This window comes from Bacteroides sp. UBA939 (genome assembly GCF_002293435.1).
Lineage (GTDB): Bacteria > Bacteroidota > Bacteroidia > Bacteroidales > Bacteroidaceae > Bacteroides.
Genome location: NZ_DBDF01000040.1, coordinates 1 through 22,708, shown reverse-complemented (window position 1 = coordinate 22,708; position 22,708 = coordinate 1). Strand labels below are relative to the sequence as shown.

Annotated in this window: 14 protein-coding genes and 1 tRNA gene; 3 read left to right on the top strand and 12 right to left on the bottom strand. The window is 42.2% G+C overall.

What is annotated here, in order from left to right:
- Positions 1 to 29: 29 nt before the first annotated feature.
- Positions 30 to 1,352 (bottom strand): signal recognition particle protein, encoded by a 1,323-nt coding sequence (ffh, locus tag B2Z67_RS02970; RefSeq protein WP_291528332.1) that lies wholly within the window; start codon positions 1,350 to 1,352, stop codon positions 30 to 32.
- A gap of 246 nt (positions 1,353 to 1,598) precedes the next feature.
- On the bottom strand, positions 1,599 to 3,698 hold the full coding sequence (rho, locus tag B2Z67_RS02965) for a transcription termination factor Rho (RefSeq protein WP_291528331.1): 2,100 nt from the start codon (positions 3,696 to 3,698) through the stop codon (positions 1,599 to 1,601).
- A 392-nt stretch (positions 3,699 to 4,090) separates the two neighbouring features.
- On the opposite strand from rho, the gene B2Z67_RS02960 reads away from it, so the two are divergent.
- Positions 4,091 to 4,921 (top strand): 4Fe-4S binding protein, encoded by an 831-nt coding sequence (locus B2Z67_RS02960; RefSeq protein ID WP_291528330.1) that lies wholly within the window; start codon positions 4,091 to 4,093, stop codon positions 4,919 to 4,921.
- Positions 4,922 to 5,129: 208 nt separating this feature from the next.
- Here the strand turns inward: B2Z67_RS02960 and tilS are convergent, their stop codons facing one another.
- Complete coding sequence (gene tilS, locus B2Z67_RS02955; protein WP_291528329.1) at positions 5,130 to 6,443, bottom strand: tRNA lysidine(34) synthetase TilS; 1,314 nt, start codon at positions 6,441 to 6,443, stop codon at positions 5,130 to 5,132.
- A gap of 543 nt (positions 6,444 to 6,986) precedes the next feature.
- Between tilS and B2Z67_RS02950 the strand changes: the two genes are divergently transcribed.
- Complete coding sequence (locus B2Z67_RS02950; RefSeq protein ID WP_291528328.1) at positions 6,987 to 12,779, top strand: DUF4011 domain-containing protein; 5,793 nt, start codon at positions 6,987 to 6,989, stop codon at positions 12,777 to 12,779.
- 7 nt (positions 12,780 to 12,786) lie between these two features.
- Here B2Z67_RS02950 and B2Z67_RS02945 read toward each other — a convergent pair whose 3' ends face one another.
- From B2Z67_RS02945 to cobU, 9 genes are all read right to left on the bottom strand, one after another.
- A complete protein-coding gene (locus B2Z67_RS02945; RefSeq protein WP_291528327.1) occupies positions 12,787 to 13,467 on the bottom strand; it encodes a porin family protein in 681 nt (226 codons plus the stop codon).
- Between the two features lie 27 nt (positions 13,468 to 13,494).
- Positions 13,495 to 14,772, bottom strand: a complete 1,278-nt coding sequence (locus tag B2Z67_RS02940) for a dicarboxylate/amino acid:cation symporter (protein WP_291528326.1) — start codon at positions 14,770 to 14,772, stop codon at positions 13,495 to 13,497.
- A gap of 6 nt (positions 14,773 to 14,778) precedes the next feature.
- Positions 14,779 to 16,662 carry a mucoidy inhibitor MuiA family protein gene (locus B2Z67_RS02935; protein ID WP_291528325.1) on the bottom strand — a complete coding sequence of 628 codons (1,884 nt, stop codon included), beginning with the start codon at positions 16,660 to 16,662 and terminating at the stop codon, positions 14,779 to 14,781.
- 75 nt (positions 16,663 to 16,737) lie between these two features.
- Positions 16,738 to 17,478 (bottom strand): nucleotidyltransferase family protein, encoded by a 741-nt coding sequence (locus tag B2Z67_RS02930; protein WP_291528324.1) that lies wholly within the window; start codon positions 17,476 to 17,478, stop codon positions 16,738 to 16,740.
- Positions 17,479 to 17,663: 185 nt separating this feature from the next.
- Positions 17,664 to 19,094, bottom strand: a complete 1,431-nt coding sequence (locus B2Z67_RS02925; RefSeq protein ID WP_291528323.1) for a RapZ C-terminal domain-containing protein — start codon at positions 19,092 to 19,094, stop codon at positions 17,664 to 17,666.
- Positions 19,095 to 19,167: 73 nt separating this feature from the next.
- Positions 19,168 to 19,710, bottom strand: a complete 543-nt coding sequence (cobC, locus tag B2Z67_RS02920; protein WP_291528322.1) for an alpha-ribazole phosphatase — start codon at positions 19,708 to 19,710, stop codon at positions 19,168 to 19,170.
- Positions 19,711 to 19,982: 272 nt separating this feature from the next.
- On the bottom strand, positions 19,983 to 20,762 hold the full coding sequence (cobS, locus tag B2Z67_RS02915; protein ID WP_291528321.1) for an adenosylcobinamide-GDP ribazoletransferase: 780 nt from the start codon (positions 20,760 to 20,762) through the stop codon (positions 19,983 to 19,985).
- 3 nt (positions 20,763 to 20,765) lie between these two features.
- Positions 20,766 to 21,803: a nicotinate-nucleotide--dimethylbenzimidazole phosphoribosyltransferase gene (cobT, locus tag B2Z67_RS02910; RefSeq protein WP_291528320.1), complete on the bottom strand. Its 1,038-nt coding sequence runs from the start codon at positions 21,801 to 21,803 to the stop codon at positions 20,766 to 20,768.
- Between the two features lie 67 nt (positions 21,804 to 21,870).
- On the bottom strand, positions 21,871 to 22,380 hold the full coding sequence (gene cobU / locus B2Z67_RS02905) for a bifunctional adenosylcobinamide kinase/adenosylcobinamide-phosphate guanylyltransferase (protein WP_291528319.1): 510 nt from the start codon (positions 22,378 to 22,380) through the stop codon (positions 21,871 to 21,873).
- Positions 22,381 to 22,473: 93 nt separating this feature from the next.
- On the opposite strand from cobU, the gene B2Z67_RS02900 reads away from it, so the two are divergent.
- Positions 22,474 to 22,547, top strand: a tRNA-Gly gene (locus B2Z67_RS02900).
- Positions 22,548 to 22,708: the final 161 nt, after the last annotated feature.

Sequence of the window (22,708 nt, the reverse complement as noted above, 5' to 3'; positions counted from 1 at the left end):
CTTATTTTGGAAGCCTTGAAGGCTCGTCTTTATTTTCTCATCTTCGGCATCATTTTACCCATTTTACTGCCGGTCACCATTTTCATCATCTTACGGGTTTGCTCGAATTGCTTTAACAGGCGGTTTACTTCCTGAATATTCGTGCCGCTACCTTTAGCGATACGCTGGCGACGTGAACCGTTCAGAATAGCCGGATTACTGCGTTCCAACGGGGTCATTGAATAAATAATGGCCTCAATGCTCTTGAATGCGTTATCGTCCATATCAATATCTTTGATAGCCTTGCCCACTCCCGGTATCATGGAAGCCAGGTCTTTCAGGTTACCCATTCTCTTAATTTGAGCAATCTGGCTCAGGAAGTCGTTGAAGTCAAATTGATCCTTGGCTATTTTCTTTTGCAGACGTTTTGCTTCTTCCTCATCGTATTGCTCTTGAGCACGTTCTACCAAAGAAACGATGTCGCCCATACCGAGGATACGGTCTGCCATACGTGAGGGATGGAATTGGTCGATAGCATCCAGTTTTTCGCCTGTACCGACGAATTTAATCGGCTTGTTTACTACCGAACGGATAGAAAGAGCGGCACCACCGCGGGTATCACCATCCAGTTTGGTCAGTACTACACCATTGAAGTCAAGTCTTTCATTAAATTCTCTTGCTGTATTTACAGCATCCTGACCTGTCATGGAGTCTACCACAAACAATATCTCGTTCGGGTTAATCGCTTTTTTGATGGCAGCGATTTCGTTCATCATCTCTTCATCTATTGCCAGACGTCCGGCGGTATCGACGATTACTACATCACAACCTTTGGTCTTGGCTTCCTGAATAGCGTTTTCCGCAATTTTCACCGGACTCTTGCTATCCGGTTCCGAATATATAGGAACTCCAATCTGCTCTGCCAGAATACGTAGTTGTTCGATGGCGGCGGGGCGATATACGTCACAAGCCACCAATAATGGTTTCTTGTTCTTTTTCGTCTTCAGCATCTGCGCCAGTTTGCCGGAGAAGGTAGTCTTACCGGAACCTTGCAAACCGGACATCAAAATTACAGCAGGTTTCCCCTGTAAATCAATCTCGGCTGTTTCACCACCCATTAACTGAGTCAGTTCATCATGCACGATTTTTACCATTAACTGGCTGGGCTTTACGGCTGTCAGTACATTCTGTCCCAGTGCCTTTTCCTTAACGGTATCTGTAAATGTCTTGGCTACTTTATAGTTTACGTCGGCATCTAACAGTGCTTTACGTACGTCTTTCAGCGTTTCAGCAACGTTGATCTCGGTGATTTTTCCTTCACCTTTCAGAATTTTAAACGACCTTTCCAGTCTTTCGCTTAAATTATCGAACATGGTATGGTTTCTGTTTTATGAATTACAAATTACTATTATTGAGGCGCAAAAGTACAAAAAATCCCTGTATCCGCCTCTTTTTAGGGCAAGAATATTATCGGGGAAATAAAGTGCTGTTATTCTTCCGGTACGGTAGCGGAATAGGTTTCAAAATGAGACAGGCAAAAGAAGAGAATGAAAAAAGCTTCCATTTACGCTTTTAGACGTAGATGAAAGCTCTTGCATGATATTGTAAGCGGGATAATCTTAGCTGTTCATACTCATGAGGAATTCGTCGTTGTCTTTGGTCTTTTCCAAACGGTCTTTTACGAAATCCATTGCTTCTATCGGGTTCATATCTGCCAGATATTTGCGGAGTATCCACATGCGGTCCAGCGTTTGCTTGTCTTGCAGCAGGTCGTCGCGACGGGTGCTGGAAGCAATAATGTTGACGGCAGGGAAGATACGCTTATTAGACAGGTTGCGATCAAGCTGCAACTCCATGTTACCTGTACCTTTGAATTCTTCGAAGATAACTTCATCCATCTTTGAACCGGTGTCGATCAGTGCAGTTGCCAGGATGGTAAGCGAACCGCCGTTTTCAATGTTACGGGCAGCTCCGAAGAAACGCTTGGGTTTATGCAATGCATTGGCGTCCACACCACCGGAAAGTACTTTACCGGATGCCGGAGATACCGTATTGTAAGCACGTGCCAGACGAGTGATGGAATCGAGGAAGATAACCACGTCGTGACCACATTCTACTAATCTCTTGGCCTTTTCCAGTACTATACCGGCAATTTTTACGTGGCGTTCGGCAGGTTCGTCGAATGTAGATGCAATTACTTCTGCATTTACGGTACGCGCCATGTCGGTTACTTCTTCCGGACGTTCGTCAATAAGCAACATAATCATATAGACTTCCGGATGGTTGGCAGCAATAGCGTTGGCGATGTCTTTCATCAGAATGGTTTTACCCGTCTTGGGCTGTGCCACAATCAGTGCGCGCTGTCCCTTGCCGATAGGAGCAAAAAGGTCTACAACGCGAGCAGACATTGAATCGGAATAACCGCCTTTGCATAACTTGAATTTTTCATCAGGGAAAAGTGGAGTCAAGTGCTCGAATGGTGCACGATCGCGTACGATAGCCGGATCACGTCCATTGATTTTTGATACTTTTACTAATGGGAAATATTTCTCTCCTTCTTTCGGTGGGCGGATAACTCCTTCCACAACATCACCGGTCTTTAAACCGAACAGTTTAATCTGGGACTGTGAAACGTAAATATCATCCGGTGAAGAAAGATAGTTATAGTCGGATGAACGAAGGAAACCATAACCATCCTGCATTATTTCCAGTACGCCGATACCGTTCAGTATATCGTCGAATTCGTATACTTTTTCACGTTCAGCTACAGGCTTGCGTTCAGGAACGGGAGGATAATTGTCACTGTTGTTCTGCTGAGCAGGATGTTGTTGCTGAGCAGGATGTTGTTGCTGTACAGGATGTTGTTGCTGTACAGGGTGTGGATTATTGTTACGGTTGTTGTTATTGTGATTCTTGTTACTGTAGTTGTTGTTATTGTTTTCGTGGGGATGTACACGCGGGCGTTGTGATACTGGTGCAGGTACTACAGTAGCAGGTGCTACAGGTGCGAGGGGTATTTCTGCTTTGGTTGCTTCAAATTTGCCGATGAGTTCGGAAGGCAATTCTATTTTTTCGGTCGGCAGGTCTTCGATAGGAATAAAATCATCTTCTGCTTCTGATAAAATGGGGCTTTCGTCCAATATTGCTTTCTTGATAAATTTCGGCGCTTCTATTTTGGGTTTTGGCTCAGGGCGTGCAATTTTTGGCGCTTCTTCCTTTATTATCGGTGCTTCCTCTTTTACTGTTGGTGCAACCGGTTTAACAACTGGTGCGGGAACTGCTTGTTCGTTCTTTACTTTGCGCGGACGTCCAGGTTTGCGTTTTTGGGTAGCAGATGTTTCGGCAGGTGCGGCAGGTGCTTTGTCTGCAACCGGTGCAGTGGTTGTTTCTACAGCCTTAGGCTGTACTTTTGTTGCAGTGGCAGTAGTTTCTACTTTGGGTTTGCTGAATTCGCTATTTTGATTAGCGGTAAAGATTTTGTCGGTACTTTCTTTTTTTACAGTTACGCGAGAACGTTTTTGTTGCTTTTCTACTTTACGCTCTTCTTTCAACTTCTCTGCGGCAACTTTTCTGGTAGCACCGGCAATGGCTTGTTCATCAAGTATCTTGTAAACAAGTTCTTCTTTTTTAAGTGCTTCTGTCTTTTTAATACCCAGTTCTTGGGCAATAGTTTGAAGTTCCGACAAATTTTTGTCGTTCAATTGAATGATATTATACATACAGTATATATGTGAATGATTAAATATTTTTTTATTATCCGATTGGTATGTACACATAGCTATGATTGTAATCACAAACTACACGGCAATATACCTTATCTTATAATATAATGTTATGGAGTATTTATTGTCGAACCGAAAATCTGACCAATTTTCCTGCACTTTGGAACTTACAGTCAGTTTTGACGGCACAAAGGTAATAAATGTTTTTGGTTTCATAAAAAAAATGCCTTATTTTTTAATTATAAACTTTATCTTTGCCAGGTAAATCCACTTAAAATACTTTTTTGTCAGAGTATAGTGCCCGCAGGAACTTCTGAAAGGGGCTGAAAGTGATAAAATGTACTTTTTCAAGGGGACTTCTTGATGGATTAAGAAAAACTCAATAATTTATGGATATAAGTGAAGTTCATCTCATTTGTTTTTCACCTACTTATACTTCTAAACAAGTAGGAGAAGCAATTGTTCGCGGCATTGGTTTTACGAATGTAGCTGTAACCGATTTGACATTACATGTTTCCGAAGTGAATATTCCGCAACATACACTGACGGTGATTGTCGTTCCTGTATATGGCGGTAAGGTAGCCCCTTTGGCTATGGAACGTCTGCAAGGTATTCGTGCGGCAGGGGCTCCGGTGGTATTGGTCGTGGTATATGGCAACCGTGCATACGGAAATGCTTTGGTGGAACTGGATACTTTCGCTTCTGCCCAAGGGTTCAAAGTCATAGCGGGATCTACATTTATAGGAGAACATTCTTATAGCACGAAGCAAAACCCGATAGCGGCGGGGCGTCCTGATGGTGATGATTTGCTGTATGCTGAAACTTTCGGTCGGAAAATCCGGACTAAGCTGGATGCCGCACAGGATATGGAGTATTTATATCCGGTGGATGTAAGTCGTATTCAGCGTCCGCGTCAACCTTTTCTGCCTTTATTCAAATTCCTGCGCCGGGGGATAAAGTTGCGTAAAAGTGGTATACCTTTGCCACGTATCCCGAATGTAGATGCGGAGCGTTGTAATCATTGTGCTTTCTGCGTGGAGCGTTGTCCTGCAGGTGCTATAATAAAAGGGGACGAGTGTAATACAATTGCTGAAAAGTGTATCAAGTGTTGCGCTTGTGTTAAAGGTTGTCCTCGCAAAGCGCGTACGTATGATACCCCGTATGCGGCGTTGCTTGCTGGCTGTTTTGTAAGGCAGAAAGAACCGAGAATTATTATTTAGAAGAGATTTGAAAGATTGCTGCTTTTGATTTTTGTATTTTCAGACTTTAGAAGTTAAAGTAGTTATCACTTCGTTAGGAGTTAAGGAATTAAAGCCGATAGTCTTGCTTATTTATGCCTTATGGAGTATTGGCTTTAGCTCCTAAGCCAACTTTGTTGGCTGATAACTCCTTTAGCTCCTCTAACTTCTAAAGTCTGAATAATGCAGGTTAGTTGATAATTCGTTTTACGATTAATATCCGGCGTGTTTTTTCGTCTACTCTGAAACGGTTGTCTGTGCGTTCGCCAATCAGCCAGATGATTTGGTGGTCGCTGCAAAGCACCCATTGTTGTTCTTTGCGGGAAATAGAAAACTTCCGGTCGGTGAGGTAGTCGCTGACTTTTTTTCGTCCAGTCATGCCGAAAGGTATAAAACTGTCGCCTTGTTGCCAGCATCGTAAAGAGAGAGGATGCTTTAGCTTGTCCGCATCAAAGCAACCTGTATCCCGGTCTCGGGGAATAATAAAATCTTCCGTGATTTCCAATTCTTCCATCGTCAGCCGGAAAGGCGGGTTGTTGTTTTCCGGCAATAACGCCACATTCGGAGTATCTACAGTATTGGCAGGTTCTATCAATAGTAATTCCCGGTCTTTTATGATACGCCATTCTTTGCTAAGGAATATCTTTCCGGATTGTCCGTTCAAAGACGCAAAAATGTCTTTTATCTGTGCGCTGTTGAAGCCCAACGGATGTAAGATTTCAAATAGTAAAGTTTCGGGAGCGGGTTCTTGCAGTATGGCGTTTATCAGGATGCCTTGTTCGGTTTGTACTTTTTGTTTTCCTTCCGTGATGTTGCTTTTATATACTAAAGCTGCATCATTCAGGTATCCTGCGGTACGGAGAATACTTTTCTTTACCGATGGATTGATTTCTTGCATTAAGGGTAGGAGGTTGAGGCGTATTTTGTTGCGGGTATATTCATCATGTAAGTTCGTACTGTCCGTAACATAAGTTTGCCCGGTTTCCTGCAAATATTCCATTATGTCTTTACGGTCAAGGCACAGCAGAGGGCGAACGATATAACCGTTTTTAGGACGAATACCCAGTAATCCATTGATGCCTGTTCCACGGATGAGGTTAAGGAGAAAGGTCTCTGCGCTATCGTCTTTGTGGTGGGCAACAGCGATGACGTCGGCATGTTGTTCCTGACGGATTTCCTCAAACCATGCATATCGTAATTCGCGCGCTGCCATTTCGATGGAGATGTGTTGTTTTGCCGCTTCTTCCGTTGTTTGGAAATGCCGGACATGCAATGGAATTTCTCGTTGGAAACACAACTCTCGCACAAACATTTCATCGCGGTCGGACTCGTCGCCTCGCAAATGAAAATTGCAATGAACAGCTTCACAGTTATATCCCATATCAAGGAGCAGACATAGCAAAGCCACTGAGTCTGCTCCGCCGCTTAGCGCCACCAAGATTTTGTCTTTCGGGGTGAAGAGCTTTTCTTGTTCGATGTATTGTGTTACTTTGTTATAATTCATTATGCAAATTTACATAATATCTTTCGTATTTTATGTCGGTTGATTGAAGAAAGCTGTTTTTTCTTTAGCTTGTATTATTCGTACAGTAGTAGCTATAACAATAATTCAGGGTAACTGTACCCAAAAAGTTTATCCTGCCGGTATCGTTATGAACTGATTCTGTTTAGCCTGTCATTTAATACCTATTTATAATAAATCTATCTCTGCGATTGCATAAATCTTTTCGTTCGACGGCTGTCGAATGATTATGCGATATATGTCGAATAATTATTCGACAGCTGTCGAACGCAAATTCGACAACCGTCGAACGAAAAGATTTATGCAAAGCAAATATTAGTTCTTAGTGAACGAAGAATTAAATCTTAGTGAAGCAACAATTAGTAATTAGCTTAAAACGATACCGAATGAAGCCAAACCGTTTATTCAAAAGTATCGGTAAAACGATGAATTGTAATTTAAATGAATAATTTCCGATAAATAATTTGTTATTGTTTAAAATTTGAACGAATATTGCATTTTATTGTAATATAATGGTAGAAACTAATGGAAAACAACAACGTAACTGATAGGGTATGTAATAGCGAAATTCAGTTGGAATACCTCCCATGTATTAATTATGCTATGCAGCATAATAATGTTCTGTCTTTTTCTTTTTGTGACATAACCAATCGAGATACGAAAGATTGGAAACAAGTAAGTGTATCTATTGATGGAGAATTGATAGAACATTCAGAAATTGTCGTAGATGTTATCCCGCAAGGCAAGATTGTGCGTGTCAATCAGTTGAAGATTGCTTCAAAAACCAATAAGCTAATAGAATTGACGGAAAGAGTCGAAACTGAATTTACTCTTACTATATCCATTGTTGATGAAATCCTGTTTGAATCCCAATATCCTATTAGTCTTATGGCTTATAATCAATGGACAGGGGCTAAAATTATGCCTGAACTTTTGGCAGCATTTGTTGTCCCTAATCATCCGCTCATTTCAAGGGTTAGCGTCAAGGCTTCTCAATTTTTGGAAACTTGGACTGGACACTCTGCTCTTGACGAATACCAGACGAAGGATCCGAACAGAGTGAGGGCACAGGTTGCGGCTATTTATGAGGCATTGCGTTCCGAGTCTTTAGTATATTGTACGCCACCTGCCAGTTTCGAACCCTTTGGGCAACGCATTCGTATGGCGGATAAGGTACTAACAGAAAAGTTGGGAACATGTATGGATTCTACTTTATTGTTTGCCTCTTGCTTGGAAGCCAATGGTATTCACCCTCTTCTGGTACTACTGAAAGGTCATATATTTGTAGGAGCATGGCTTGTGGAAGACATGTATTCGCAACCTGTTGGAGATGATGCTTCATTTTTACTAAAAGGAAGCTCAGATGGTATCAATGAAATTGTATTGGTTGAAACGACTGTGCTGACCGCTTCAGATGGTGTTACTTTTGAGCAAGCGGTGAATTTGGCCCAAAAACAACTAAGAGAGGATAATAAGTTCGAACTATTTGTAGATGTATATAGAAGCCGATTGAATAGCATACGACCTTTACCCCAGAGAATAAATCACGAAGGCCACTGGGTTATTGAAAATGAGGGGGTGGAACACAAGAATGCGACACAAAAAGTAAATCAGTTAGAACGGTATGAAATTAAGCCGGATGATGATAGGAAGGAGATAACCAAACAAGTTATATGGGAGCGAAAATTATTGGACTTTTCGCTACGCAATAATTTGATTAATATTCGTTTGGGAAGAAAAGTGATTCCATTTATATCATTTGAAATAGATCGTCTGGAAGATCGTCTGCAAGCCGGAGAAAGTTACCAAATTCTGCAATGTCCTATAAAGGGAACGATTGAACCGAATGAGTTTGGACTATATACCTCTGTTACTTGGAAGGATACTTTGGAAGAACTTGTAGTCAATGAACTGAAAAATAAAAAGCTCCGTTCATATCTGACTGATACGGAACTTCAGAACGCTCTTAAATATATTTATAGAACATCCCGTACTGCTATTGAAGAGAATGGTGCAAACTCTTTGTTTTTGGTATTAGGCGTATTGAAGTGGTATGAGTCTCCTAAGAGTGTGCGTCCGCGTTATGCGCCGGTTTTGTTGATTCCCATAGATATTGTACGGAAAGGTGGTGCCACGGGGTATGTAATCCGTACTCGTGACGAAGAAGTTATATTGAATATAACGTTGGTTGAATTGTTGAAGCAACAGTTTAATGTACATATTTCAGGTTTGGATCCTCTTCCTACTGATGAAAGTGGGGTAGATGTGAAAAAGATTTTTGCTACAATTCGTACTAATATCCGGAACCAGAAAGGGTGGGATATAGAAGAAGAAGCGTTGCTGGGACTTTTCTCTTTCAATAAGTTTGTTATGTGGAATGATATCCATTCTAACGCGGAACTATTGCAACAGAATCCTGTTATTGCCAGCCTTATGGAAAACAGACTACAATTGGAAGAGAGAGGAATAGAAGTTGACGCCCGAAGTATAGATAAGAAGTTAGGACCGGATAATTTTGCTATACCGGTAGCAGTTGATTCTTCTCAATTGGAAGCAGTGATAGAAGCTGGTGAAGGAAAGAGTTTTATTCTTCATGGACCTCCGGGAACAGGTAAGTCGCAGACTATAACTAATATGATAGCCAATGCTCTTTATAAAGGAAAGAGAATATTGTTCGTAGCGGAAAAGATGGCAGCTTTGTCTGTTGTGCAAAATCGTTTGGAGAAAATCGGATTAGGCCCTTTCTGTCTGGAACTTCATTCGAATAAAGTCACTAAATCGCATTTTTTGGAACAATTGCAAAAAGCCATTGAGGTTATCCGTATCCAGTCTCCGGCAGAGTATCAGTTAAAATCGGAACAATTATTCGAATACAGACGAAAACTTATTGCTTACATGGAAGAACTTCATCGAGCACATACGTCAGGATTGTCGCTCTACGATTGTATTACGAATTATTTGTCCATAGAAGGTGAAGAACTTGCTATTGATTTATCTGTTTTTAAACAATTGACCAAAGATTCACTGCAGATCATGAATGATGAAATAGCTGCATTGGATACAATCATAAAAATTACGGGACATCCCGCAAATCATCCTCTACAGGGATTAGAGCCTTATAATATTCTCTCTGAGAATTGTATTAAAATAAAGGAACTGATTATCCAATATTCAACTTTATTTGAGAGATGCATGATTCTTAAAAAGAAGTTTATCAATGCCTTATCTATATCTATATCGGATACATCGGAAGGTTTGGTTTGGATGAAGAAATTGATTGAAATCATTCAAAAAATCCCATTGCTGAACGGAACTATCCTGCAAATGGCAGTGAATAAAAAACAAATTGAAGAATGGCTGGCAATTGTTGTTATTGGAAAGAATAGAAAAGTGCTTCGCAAGGAAGTGGAACAATATTATGCATCGGAAATTTTTCAGGAAAATGCATTCGCGTTGCGACAAGAATGGAAGGGGATTAATGAAAAGTGGTTTCTTCCCAAATTCTTTGCCAAACGTTCATATTTGAAGAAATTAAAGATTTACCGGACTGATCTGCAAGAAAAACATGTATCTAAACTATTGGAGCAATTGGTTAATTACCAGCAATTGGATAAAAAACTCCAAGAACAATCTGATGAACTATTCCGCATATTTGGTTATTTAGGTAGAAAAGGAAAGGAAAACTGGGATGAAATTGAGGTTGTTCTGGAACTGCTTCCATATATAAATCAGCTTTTTTTAAGTTATGCCCAAGAAACAAACTTGTCTTATTCTGTTGTAATCACGCAGTTTATAAATGTAATAGGAGAAGATTGGAATGTATTCAGAGAAATGAATGGAACATTGTTTCAAGATTTGCACTGGACTCTGGGAGATATGGATACTACGTGTAAGCAACTTGGAGAGTTATGCGAAGTACAACTGCCGACTATGGAAATAGAAATCCGTGTCCCTTTACTGCTACAAAAGTGGTTAGCACACTTTGAACTATTAAAAGACTGGTATCAATGGTGTTTGCGTAGAAGACAACTGGAGGAGCAAGGACTTTCCGTAGTAATCGATTATATTCGGAAACATGGGAAGAACGGCAAGGATGCTTCGTTGGCTTTCGCGAAAGGAACATATCATCAATTAGCATTGCAGTTTGTAGATAGCAATGAAATGCTTCGCTTATTTAACGGACTTATTTTTGAGGAATTAATTGAAAAGTATAAGCAACTTACTGCAGACTTCCAAGAGTTGAGCAAGAAAGAACTTTATTGTCGTATGGCTGCCAAAATACCTTCGTTGACAATGGAAGCGGCGGCTAATTCGGAAGTAGGTATTTTAAGAAGAAATATTTTCAATAAAGGGCGTGGAACATCCATCCGCCGTATTATTGACCAGATACCAACTTTATTGCCAAAATTGTGTCCATGTATGTTGATGAGTCCTATTTCCGTAGCTCAATATATAGATCTTAATGCGGAAAAATTTGATCTGGTCATTTTTGATGAAGCTTCACAGATGCCTACCAGCGAGGCGGTAGGTGCGATAGCTCGTGGCAAGGCGCTGGTAGTGGTTGGTGATCCTAAACAAATGCCTCCTACAAGCTTCTTTTCATCTTCACAGGTGGATGAAGATGAAGCCGATTTTGATGATATGGAAAGTATCCTGGATGATTGTATTTCCCTCTCCATGCCTTCACGTTACTTGACTTGGCATTACCGTAGTAAGCATGAGAGTTTGATTTCATTCAGCAATTCACAATATTATGAGGGTAGGCTTTATACATTTCCTTCTGTTGATGATCGGATTTCTAAAGTACGCTTAGTTAAGATACAAGGTGTGTATGATAAAGGACGTAGTCGTTGTAATCAGGCCGAGGCTGAAGCTGTTGTAAAAGAGATAATCATGAGATTGGCTGATGAGAAACTCTCAGGAAAGAGTATTGGTGTAGTGTCGTTCAGTCAGGTTCAGCAAAATCTTATAGAAGACTTGTTACTGGAGGAACTGGCAAAACATCCGGAACTTGAAAAGATTGCTTATGAAAATAATGAGCCTATCTTTATTAAAAACTTGGAGAATGTGCAGGGTGACGAAAGAGATGTTATCTTGTTTTCAGTTGGTTACGGACCGGATGTAAATGGAAATGTTTCTATGAATTTTGGTCCTTTGAATGGGCAGGGTGGAGAACGTCGGTTGAATGTGGCAGTTTCCCGTGCTCGTTATGAGATGATTGTCTTCTCCACCTTACGTGCTGAGCAGATTGATTTAAAACGTACTAAGGCCAAAGGTGTGGAAGGATTGAAAAAATTTCTGGAGTTTGCTGAGAGAGGAACTTTTGCTACCACTGCCGGGCAAATTCAGTCTCATGAAGCTACCGGACTGATAGCATTGGTCTCAAAGGAGTTAACAATACGAGGTTATAAAGTAGATACCTTGGTAGGACGTTCTAATTTCAAGGTGGATTTAGCTATTATTGATCCCGATAAACCCGACCAATACATTCTTGGACTTTTATGTGATGGGAAAAACTATTACGAGACGAAAACAACCAGAGACAGGGAAATAGTTCAACCGGATGTATTGCGGATGCTTTGTTGGAATATCATGCGTATCTGGTCTATGGATTGGTTTGAAAATAAAGAAAAGGTTGTTGAACGTATCATTCAGAAACTGGAAAGTCTAAAATTGCCAGGAAATGCGGCTTCTGAACGTTCTGCTGAAGGAGAATCCATTAGAGTAAAATCATTTAATATAGTCAACGAACGCATTGTAAAACTTATAAATGAACGCGAAAAGGAATATGAGTTTGCTAATCTTCCTCATTGTACATTAGATAATGATATAAATGTTGTGTTGGCTTCAAAGCATAAAGTTCAGGAACAACTAAAGATACTAATTAGTGTAGAACAGCCGATAACAAATACACTTGTGTACAAGCGTATTTGTCAGTCTTGGTCTCTGGCAAGAATTTCTCCACGTTTGCAGGCCATGATCGACGGATTATTGGTTGACTATTATCAGGATCAATTATCCGACATTACGAAAATCTATTGGAAAGATGAAGAACAGTCGAAAGGCTATTCGCTATATCGAGTCGATTCAAAGCGTGATATTCTGGATATACCCATAATTGAAGTCATGAATGCCGCTCGTTATGCCATTGAACAGCAGATATCAATGCCCATCGGAGACCTGAAGAAAGTTACTTCTCAAATATTGGGATTCGGCCGTAAAAGAACTAATCAGGATATGGTCACAGATCGAGCCATACAGTTGTTGATTAGCAGAAATATATTCACTAATAATGATGGTATGATTTCAAGTCATTAACGGCTCATTAAAATCTGTATCCCACCGTAAAGAAAGATGCTACATTTTTGGGAGAGAAAGCTTCATCGTAACCGGATGGTTGCAATATATTAATCAATTGGTTATTAACCTGAACCATTCCCCATTGAAGTTCTGCTCCCATGATAAATTTATGATATTCGATATGGATGCCGAAAATCATTCCGGCATCCATGCGCCTGTTTCCCATATTATTATCTGTGAGTTTACCGAAAGTATCTATGCGGAATTTATAGCCGTCTTCATGATAATAATTGTTGTGACTGTGTTGCTCCCGCGTATCGCCGGATGTCTTACCACCTATACCGTAAGCGATGTATGGCCCGGCGCTCAGTGAGGCGCTGTAGTTCTTTCCGAGGTTGAGGCGGGCGGCCATCATAACAGGCAATTGTATATACATCTCATTCATGTTCGCTTTGCCTACGTACTCTATCTCTTTGCGCGCACCTATTGATACAAAATTCAGCGATGCTTGGAGTATCCATGTCCTACTGAGTTCGTAGTTCATGCCTACACCTGCTTTATAGGCGATGCGTGTGTCGCTTTCCGCGTTTTTCCCCCAGAAGTTGGAAGTACCGATTCCGGCGTTAACCTGAAAGGAAACAGGTGACTGGGCTGTTACTCCCAATGCCATGATTGCAAAGAAAACGATAAGAACTGTCTGTTTCATTATTTGAGTTTTATAAAAGGATAATATTTATTGTGATGGTGAATCAACCATAGCAGACACCACTGCATCTCCTGTTACATTCACCGAAGTGCGCAACATATCCAGTGGTCTGTCAATACCTAATATCAATGCCAGACCTTCTGCCGGAATGCCTACAGACGTAAGCACCATTGCCAGGATAACGTAACTTCCACCAGGAATGCCGGGAGTACCGATGGATGAAAGCACAGTCATGACAACGATGATGCAGAGTTGCGAGAAGCTTAAATCAATGCCCAGAACCTGTGCGATAAAAAGTATTGCGATAGTTTGATAACAGGATGTGCCATCCATATTGATTGTAACTCCGACGGGCAGAACAAAAGAACTCACTCTTTCCGATATCCCCAGTTTATCTCTCACGGTTTTCAGCGTTACGGGTAGTGTGGCGGCACTGCTGCTTGTGGTGAAGGCAAACAGTTGCACAGGATACATTGCCCGGATAAACTTCCATGGATTTATACGTGTAAAGAAGTGTACCAGTACTGGATAGAAAACCAACAGCAGTATGAACATAGCGACAACAACCGTCAAGGCATAAACAGCCAATGCACTGAATATACTGGTATCTCCCTGAAAGTCCGTTACCAATCCTGCCATCAATGCCGCTACACCCCAGGGAGCGAATAGAATGATGTAATCCACCATTTTCAGAACAATGTCGTTTAGACTATTAAACAAAGCAATGACAGGTTGCACTTTCTGGGCAGGGAGTGCCAGGGAGGCCAGTCCGAAGAATACGGCAAAAAAGATGATTTGAAGTATCTTACCGTTATCGGAGGCAGCCTCGATAACATTACTGGGGACAATATCTGTCAAGAAAGCCAGCGGTCCTTGCTCATTGGTCTGTTCGGCAGCAAGTTTCTTTTCTTCCGCTACGGTGTGGTAGTGTTCCTGCAAGTGTGCTACCTGTTCGTGGTTTACCAGTTTGCCGGGCTGTATGAGCAAGCCCATAGCAAGCCCTAAAAGAATGGCAATCACGGTTGTGCAGATATATATGCCGATGGTCTTTCCACCGATACGGGAGAACGTGCTGATGTCTTTCAGTCCGGTCATACCCTTTATCAGAGAGATGAACACCAAAGGAACGGCTATCAGTTGCAGGAGGCGGATAAAGATTTGTCCCCAGGGCTGAATCCAATGGCTTACAAAAATTGCGCCACCCTTAGCCTGCAAGGCTATGATACCAATAACAATACCGGCAATCATGCCTATCAGGATTTGCATGTACAGAGGGGTGGCGGATAATTTTTGTCTTACAGTCATAAGGTATTATTCTATTATCAAGTTTCGTCCTTTAGGATATTTCACCTTATAACGCAAAGGCAATTCACGTTGTTCACCGGGCTGCAAAGTAATTTGCCAGGTGATGATGCCTTTTTCCTCGTCCAATGTTCCGCCGCTGATTTCTTCTGCCGCCACGGTAATGTTACTGTTGCGCGATACAGGCAGTTGGTCGTAAAGAGTGAGAGTTACAGGCTCCGTGCGTGTATTACGGATGGAGAGCTTCCAGGCAATGGATTGCGTCTGGTTGGAACCTATGAATTTACGTGAAGTGTATTCGTTTTCCTTCGTGCGCTGTATCATGATGCGTTTGTCTCGACCCAGGGAGAAGGATAACGTGTCATTCTGTTGGGTGACGTTCACGATAGACTTGCCGATGAAAGTATTTTCAAAGTAAACATTTGCTTCACCTTCAAGCAAGTTCAGTTTTTCCCAGTCGGTTACCTGCGCCATCAGGAAGGCATCTTTGTCTATCTTCGGAGTGCTTTGGTAAACATAAGAAGCCGGTAGCTCATATTTACCGATTTCGGCAACCACAGGTTTGTTATCAGAAGGAATGGTGTAGGGGAGTTTTATTTCAAATTCATATCCCATTTGTCCCTGGCTTTGTTTTACGTCAAGGGCCATGCTGGCTTCTTCGTCATACAAAGCGAGTTTTTGAGGAGCTTTTTTAATGCCGGTAGAAGTACCTGTCATAACAGATTTCGTTTGAGTGCCGTAGCCTACCACTACTACTTCATCCAGCATCTGATTATCGTTGAGAAGGGTGATATTCATTACACTCCCTCGTATATCCCTGGTTTGGGTAACACAACCGATGTATGAAAATTGAAGTTTAGTTTGCCCATTGGGGATGGTGATGGAATATTTCCCGTTCACGTCTGATATTGTTCCAATGGTGGTTCCCGGAATTATAATATTGACTCCGGGCAGAGGTGTGCGGTCTTCGCCAAAAACGACTCCTGAAACCATATTCCCATTGAGATTCACATCGTAGCGTGGTGCCGCAAGCCCATAATCCAGCCAGTAGGTAGACAGTTTAGGCGCTACGCTTCCTGTAGAAGGATTAGAGGACGAAAGGGATAAGTCTACGTTCTTCCATTCTTCCTTGGTATTCTGGAAGATATTGGCTTTGTAAACAATGGAAATAGGCTCAGCCAAACTGCCTGAACGAACATCGTAGGAGGGGAACCAACCGGCATTCTTCACATAATAGTTCAGGGTAAATGTACCCTTACAGGCGGCTGGCGCATTTACGTTGACTACAATCTCACTCATGGAGTTTAAAGATTTACCGCTTAGCTGTGCTATCTCAGAATTTAGTTGTTTCTGCTTTATGGCAAGTTCAGCTATTTGCTCGTTGATAGCCAGCTCTTTTGTTTTCAGAGCTTTCATCTGTCCGGAGTAGTACTGGTTCACTTCTTTGATGGTAGCCAGAGAAGCAGTGGTACTCTTATTGCTGACGGAACAGTTTGTTTTCAACATTTCATATTCGGCGTTGATCAGTCCGAGTTCGGCGCTCTGTTCTTTCTGCTGTTTCTCTATTTTCTTGAGTTCTTTTTGCAGGCTTTGTTGCTTTTCGCTGACTGACAAGCTGTCTATATAGTTAAATTGCCGGTTAACTGCCACAACGGTGAATTTCCCTTTTGCACTGACTTGCATGCTTTGCGCATCCATATAGGGAGATAGTCCGGTAAAGGTGAGCGTTGAGTTTCCTGCCGGAATATCTACTTGTTTGGTACGTGTCACCTGAGCACCGTCAATGAAAAGCATCACTTTTTCGGCTGTTGTTTTTACTTTGTTTTGCCCCATGAGGGTAGAGGTTGCACAGAGGCAGATACATACCCATAGTCCTAATCTCAGTCGTTTCATAATCGGTTTCTTTAATGTTACGTTACAAATATATAGATGTTTTATAAACCATTGCTTTTATTCTTTTATACTGTTCTATAAAGAAGCATAATAAGCTTCCGCCCTTGCCAGCATTTCGGGCTTTCCTACATCAAACCAGTTCTCGCTGTCTACAGGAAATCCCAGAATACGTGCCTTGGGGCAGATATCCACATAAAATGGAATGATGGAAAATTTCCCTGTCCAACGTTCGCCTTCCATATAGCGGAAGATACCTGGCGAAAGGACATGGACGCAACCAAAGGCTTGTGCCTGATAGTATTCGCCGGGATAATTGAGTCCTTCGGGAAGCACCTCACCCGTAGAAACATTCGTCCAACCGCAAAGACGGTTGTCTTTGTCCATTAACAGATAGCGGGAAGTCTTCCGGTGATTGGTAAGCAAGGTGGCATCTGCATCGCTTTCCAAGTGGTGACGGTAGAAGGCATTAAGATCCAAGTCCGTCAGAATGTCGGCGTTATGAATAAGGAAAGGCTCGCTGTCCTCCAGCAGAGAACGGGCTTTCTTAATGCCACCACCCGTATCCAGCAGTTCATTCCGTTCGTCACTGATATGGATATTCACACCAAAGTTTCCGTTTGCACGGAGGTAATCTATTATCTGACTTCCAAAGTGATGGATGTTTATAGTGATATCGTGGAAACCGGCATCCTTTAGTTTAAGGATAACACGCTCCAGCATCGTTTTGCCTGCCACGGGAACAAGCGCTTTGGGCATATTGTCTGTCAACGGACGCAAGCGGGTACCCAGACCTGCTGCAAATATCATTGCTTTCATTGTTGTTATTTTAAAATAATCGGGCATACACTCCGTCTGTTTACCTGCAGCCAATCCGAACCGTATCAAGTCCGTACCAACTCCGTAGCAAGTCCGTATCTATAGAAACGGAGTTGGTACGGACTTGATACGGAGTTGATACGGAGCAGATCATTAGAAGATAGGGCTAAACGGGTTTCTATCCCTTAGTTTTTCGCTTTAAACGTCTGCTCAATGTTTTGTTCTCTGTGAATAAGATTTACCTGTACTCCGAACTTCCGGTTGATGCGCTCTGCCAAGTGCTGTGCCGAATACACAGAACGATGCTGTCCGCCCGTACATCCGAAACAAATGGAAAGGTTGGTGAACCCACGTTCCATATATCGTTTCACAGAGGCTTCTACCAATGCATATACATGTTCAAGAAAGACTGCTATCTCACCATCTTCTTCGAGGAAGCGAATCACGGGTTCATCCAGTCCGGTGAAAGGTTTGTAACGCTCGTATTTACCGGGATTATTCACCGCGCGACAGTCGAATACAAAACCACCACCATTACCTGTTGGGTCATCAGGGATACCTTTTTTATAAGCGAAACTGGTTACTTTTACTACAAGGCGTCGTTTCTGCATATCATCGGTAAACTGTTTCAGTTCGGTGAGTTCCTTCAGCACATCACAGAGATAGGGATATTCGGGATACGGTTCCTGCAATAGCCGGCGCAGGTTTTCGATGGCAAAAGGTACGCTCTGAATGAAATGCGGTTTCTTTTCAAAATAACCTCGAAAGCCGTAAGCGCCCAGCACCTGCATGGTGCGGAACAGTACGAAATGGCGCAACTGGGCGTGGAAGTAGCTTTTGTCCACAGGTTGGTATTTGCACAGCGAATCAATGTACTCCTGCAAGAGTTCCTTGCGCAGACTGTCGGGATAATTTGCCTTGGCTTGCCACAGGAAGGATGCCACATCGTAATAAACAGGTCCCTTTCGTCCGCCCTGGAAGTCAATAAACCACGGCTCACCGTCCTTAATCATGACATTGCGGCTCTGGAAATCGCGATACATAAAGGTTGCCGAACCACTACGCAACAAGACATCCGCCATTTTCTGGAAATCATCTTCAAGGCGATCTTCCTGAAATTCCATTCCCGTTGCTTTCAGGAAACAGTATTTGAAATAGTTCAAATCCCACAGAATGCTACGGCTGTTGAACTCCGATTGCGGATAACAATATGAAAAATCCATTCCGTCCGCCCCGGAGAATTGTATGGCAGGTAACAGGCGCATGGTTTTGCGTAACAACTGTTTCTCTTCTTCATCGAAAACACTGGTCTTTCGTCCTTTTTCAATGGCGGTGAACAGAAGCGTATCGCCCAAATCTTCTTGCAGGTAGAATGTATTGTTTTCGGTTTTTGCCAAAACCTGTGGCACAGGGAGTTCTTTTTTGCGAAAATGCTCTGCCATATAAAGGAAAGCCCGGTTCTCTTCGATGGAAGTTCCGCAGACACCGATTAGCGTAGGTGTACCTGTAAGACGGAAATAACGTCGGTTGGAACCGGATGAAGGAAGTTCGTCGATGGTTTCCGGTTCGTTTCCGGTATAGGTACAATATAATTTTCTGAGTTCTTCGGTAATCATAGTACTTTACTTTTTATTTGGGCAGCTAAGATAAGGTTTTTAGGGAATATATGCTACCTTTACCTGCCGTTTTTTAGAGTTCTAACCGAATTATACCGCCATACGGGGTTAATGCGCCGAATGCTTCCTCTTGTTTTATGCTTCCGGCATAAAGTTGCGCACAGATTAATACACCTCCATGTGCAAATATGGCTACGCTTTCATACTCTTTTTCTTTCAATTCATCCAGAAAGTTGGCAACCCGTTGGTATTGCATAGCGAAAGATTCTCCACCCGTAGTTGCTACATTTATGTAGTCAGCATACCATTCTTGCAGTCTGGGGTCATCTATCTGCTCGAAACGTTTCATTTCCCAGTCGCCGAAATTTATTTCCATAAGCCGCTTATCCCGCTCCGCATCAGGATAACCGCAGTATGAGGCAAGACGCGTGCATCGTGATAAGGGACTGGTGTACACATGGCCAAAATCTCTGTCTTGCTGCAGGTAACTTTTTAAATTCCCGGCTGTAACAGCCGCTTCTTGTTCAAAAGTATCGCGCAGAGGGACATCCGATTGTCCGTAACATACTCCCAAAGGGACGTCGACTGATGTATGTCTGATAAGAAAGATTTCCATATTATATCACATTAAAAGAGATTGATTATCGTAACCTGTTTGCGAATGACCACCTCCTTACCTGCTCCTTACCTGCTCCTTTCCACCTCCTCTCTATAGGACAAGGAGAAAGTACGAAGCAGATATGGTTCTGACGTGGATCAGATAATGAGTAGTCACCTGCCGGGATGCTATTTCTATCTACCCTGCATAATAACTATCTGAAGTTTCGCATCTTGTCTGTATATAGCTGAACTATCTCTGTTGATAATCAGTAGTATCTCTGTTGATTATCAACAGGATAAAAAACATGCGAAACTTAAATAGCTATATACACGAAGCAAAATAATGGCGCCGAGGTAGAACGAGAGTTCACAGAGCAGGAATGCAGCTCCGCAGCAGTCTCCCGTATAGCCCTGTATACGGCGTTTCATTAGTCTGTATAACAGAAAGAATGTCAGAAGCGGACAAAGCATAATCATCCATAACTCTTCAGGCAGAAACAACAGAGCCGGTAAAAGGCCACAGATAAATCCGGTTGATAATTCTTTCCATGTCATTCGGTCGTAGACAACTTTGGCTTTGCTTTCTTCTTCTTTCCGGCTATATGGCAGATAGTTGATGATTTGTGAAGCGCACAATTTCGACCAGCAGTCACCGCTGATAATGAGGGCACATATCAAGTTTAAAGGCTCATTTTCCAGAAGCAGGAACAACAGTAAGAAATAACATATCAGCCCAATGACGCCATAGCTGCCTATATGAGGGTCTTTCATGATGGAGAGAGTCCGCTCTTTTGTGGTTCCTCCGCCGAAGCCATCGAAAAAGTCGGCTAAACCATCCTCATGCAAGCAACCTGTGACAAGTAATCGCGAAATAATGGCGAGCAACCATGCAGTGTGTACAGGAAGTACCTGGGCTGACAACCATAATACCGCTACCATAATACCTCCGGTCAACCAACCTGTTAATGGCCAGTATGGGACAATGCGTTTAAAGTATTCCGCCGGAACTTCTTTTATTCTCCAGAATGGAAGTCGCGTGAAGAAGATGAAAGCTGCGAGTATTCTCATATCTTAGAAATACTTTGTTATGGAAGCATGCGCAAAATTATCCATTTCGTTAATCATATTCACCGCAGAAACCACGATAGGGTATGCACAGATGGCACCGGTGCCTTCTCCCAGTCGCAGGCCCAAGTTCAGGAGAGGCTTTACGCCCATGTTATCCAACAATAGTTTGTGTCCCGATTCATCTCCGCAATGTCCGAAGATTGCATAACTCAAAACTTCAGGATATAATTTGCCGGCAGCCAGAATACAGTTTGTCATAATGAAACCGTCTACCAGTATGATTATTCCCAGTTCGGCGGCCTGAAGCATGGCGCCTACCGCCATCACCATTTCTAATCCTCCGAAGTAGCGAATGATGTTGCAAGGTGAACCATCTCCCTGGTAATTATCTAATGATTGCTTCAAAACCTCATATTTGTGGCGAATGCCTGCATTGTTCAGTCCGCTGCCTGCACCTACGCACTGTTCTAAAGGGATTCCGGTGAAACAAGTCATCCACATCGAGGATGAAGAAGTGTTTCCGATACCCATCTCTCCGAAACTAAGAATATTACTTCCTTCTTTATGACATTGGCGTACTACTTCCGCACCACGCTCCAGACAGAGATTCATCTCTTCTTCAGTCATAGCGGCTTCATGCAAGTAATTGCGGGTACCTTTACGGACTTTCATGTCGATAATCCCTTTGTCGTAAGGCAATTCATAATCCACACCTGCATCTACAATTTTTAGTATGAAACCGTGTTGGCGGCAGAGAAAGTTCACTCCTGCACCGCCATGCAGGAAATTACTGATTTGCTGCCAGGTAATTTCTTTGGGTGAAAGGCTGACTCCTTCTTCCACAATGCCATGATCGGCAGCAAAAATAATATTTTGCGGATGCTGTAAAGTTGGGGATAAGGTTTGTTGTATCTGGCCTATTTTCAATGCTAATTCTTCTAAAGTTCCTAACGAACCTTTCGGTTTGGTCAGATTATTTATTTTGTCTGTCAATGCCGGGCATATAGTTTCATCCGGTCGTATGATTTTAAATGTTCTCATATTAAGTATTTATCATTTTGGCGTTTTATCACTTTATTGTTTACTTCCTTTTCATTCTATCGTTTTGTCACTTTACTTTCAGCGGAATTCCCGATACCATCAACCACACTTCATCAGCCCGGGCAGCAATGTACTGATTCATCCATCCTTGCATATCTGTAAATTTCCGTTGGATTTCATTTTCTGATGTAGCACCCATTCCTATCTCATTGGTAACGAATATAAAGGTTGCATCCTGGGTTGTAAAACGGTCGAACTCCTCTTGGGCGGAAACCAGCGCACTGGCTGTATTGGCATTTACGTCAAAGAAAAAATTGGTGCACCACAAAGTAACACAATCTATCAGTATGGTTCGTCCTGTCAATTGGTGACGGCTTAGCTGTTTTTCTTCTTCGATATTCGTCCATTCCGGTCCACGTCTTTGTTGGTGGCGGGTGATGCGTTGCCGGAATTCTTCGTCCCAAATGCGTGCAGTAGCAAGGTAAACAGGGGCAGGAGATAGGCTTAGCGCCAATTTTTCCGCATGGCTACTTTTACCTGAACGGGCTCCTCCGGTAATAAGTATGATTCGTTTCATCTTTTTTCACTTTAATGGGCGTAAAAGTACATTTTAATTTTTGAATATAAAAAAACTTCTTTTACCTTTGCGTCGCTTTTTAGAAAAAGTAATGCGGAAGTAGCTCAGTTGGTAGAGCATCAGCTTCCCAAGCTGAGGGTCGCNNGGTTCGAGCCCCGTTTTCCGCTCCTGTTGAAAATCAAGTAGTTACAGCTAATGAACTACTTGATTTTCTGTTTTTGAAATAGAAATAGTTCTCTATCCTTTTATTCATCGCCATTGTATTGTGGTGCAACCACACCAAAAGTTTTGCTTCATTCCGTATTGTTTTAAGCTAATTACTAATTGT

Bases quoted from the DNA above. Each gene is read 5' to 3' on its own strand.
- B2Z67_RS02945 (WP_291528327.1), bottom strand. From the start codon at position 13,467: ATGAAACAGACAGTTCTTATCGTTTTCTTTGCAATCATGGCATTGGGA.
- B2Z67_RS02950 (WP_291528328.1), top strand. From the start codon at position 6,987: ATGGAAAACAACAACGTAACTGATAGGGTATGTAATAGCGAAATTCAG.
- B2Z67_RS02960 (WP_291528330.1), top strand. From the start codon at position 4,091: ATGGATATAAGTGAAGTTCATCTCATTTGTTTTTCACCTACTTATACT.
- ffh (WP_291528332.1), bottom strand. From the start codon at position 1,352: ATGTTCGATAATTTAAGCGAAAGACTGGAAAGGTCGTTTAAAATTCTG.
- cobC (WP_291528322.1), bottom strand. From the start codon at position 19,710: ATGGAAATCTTTCTTATCAGACATACATCAGTCGACGTCCCTTTGGGA.
- cobT (WP_291528320.1), bottom strand. From the start codon at position 21,803: ATGAGAACATTTAAAATCATACGACCGGATGAAACTATATGCCCGGCA.
- cobU (WP_291528319.1), bottom strand. From the start codon at position 22,380: ATGAAACGAATCATACTTATTACCGGAGGAGCCCGTTCAGGTAAAAGT.
- B2Z67_RS02940 (WP_291528326.1), bottom strand. From the start codon at position 14,772: ATGACTGTAAGACAAAAATTATCCGCCACCCCTCTGTACATGCAAATC.
- tilS (WP_291528329.1), bottom strand. From the start codon at position 6,443: ATGAATTATAACAAAGTAACACAATACATCGAACAAGAAAAGCTCTTC.
- B2Z67_RS02935 (WP_291528325.1), bottom strand. From the start codon at position 16,662: ATGAAACGACTGAGATTAGGACTATGGGTATGTATCTGCCTCTGTGCA.
- rho (WP_291528331.1), bottom strand. From the start codon at position 3,698: ATGTATAATATCATTCAATTGAACGACAAAAATTTGTCGGAACTTCAA.
- B2Z67_RS02925 (WP_291528323.1), bottom strand. From the start codon at position 19,094: ATGATTACCGAAGAACTCAGAAAATTATATTGTACCTATACCGGAAAC.
- B2Z67_RS02930 (WP_291528324.1), bottom strand. From the start codon at position 17,478: ATGAAAGCAATGATATTTGCAGCAGGTCTGGGTACCCGCTTGCGTCCG.
- cobS (WP_291528321.1), bottom strand. From the start codon at position 20,762: ATGAGAATACTCGCAGCTTTCATCTTCTTCACGCGACTTCCATTCTGG.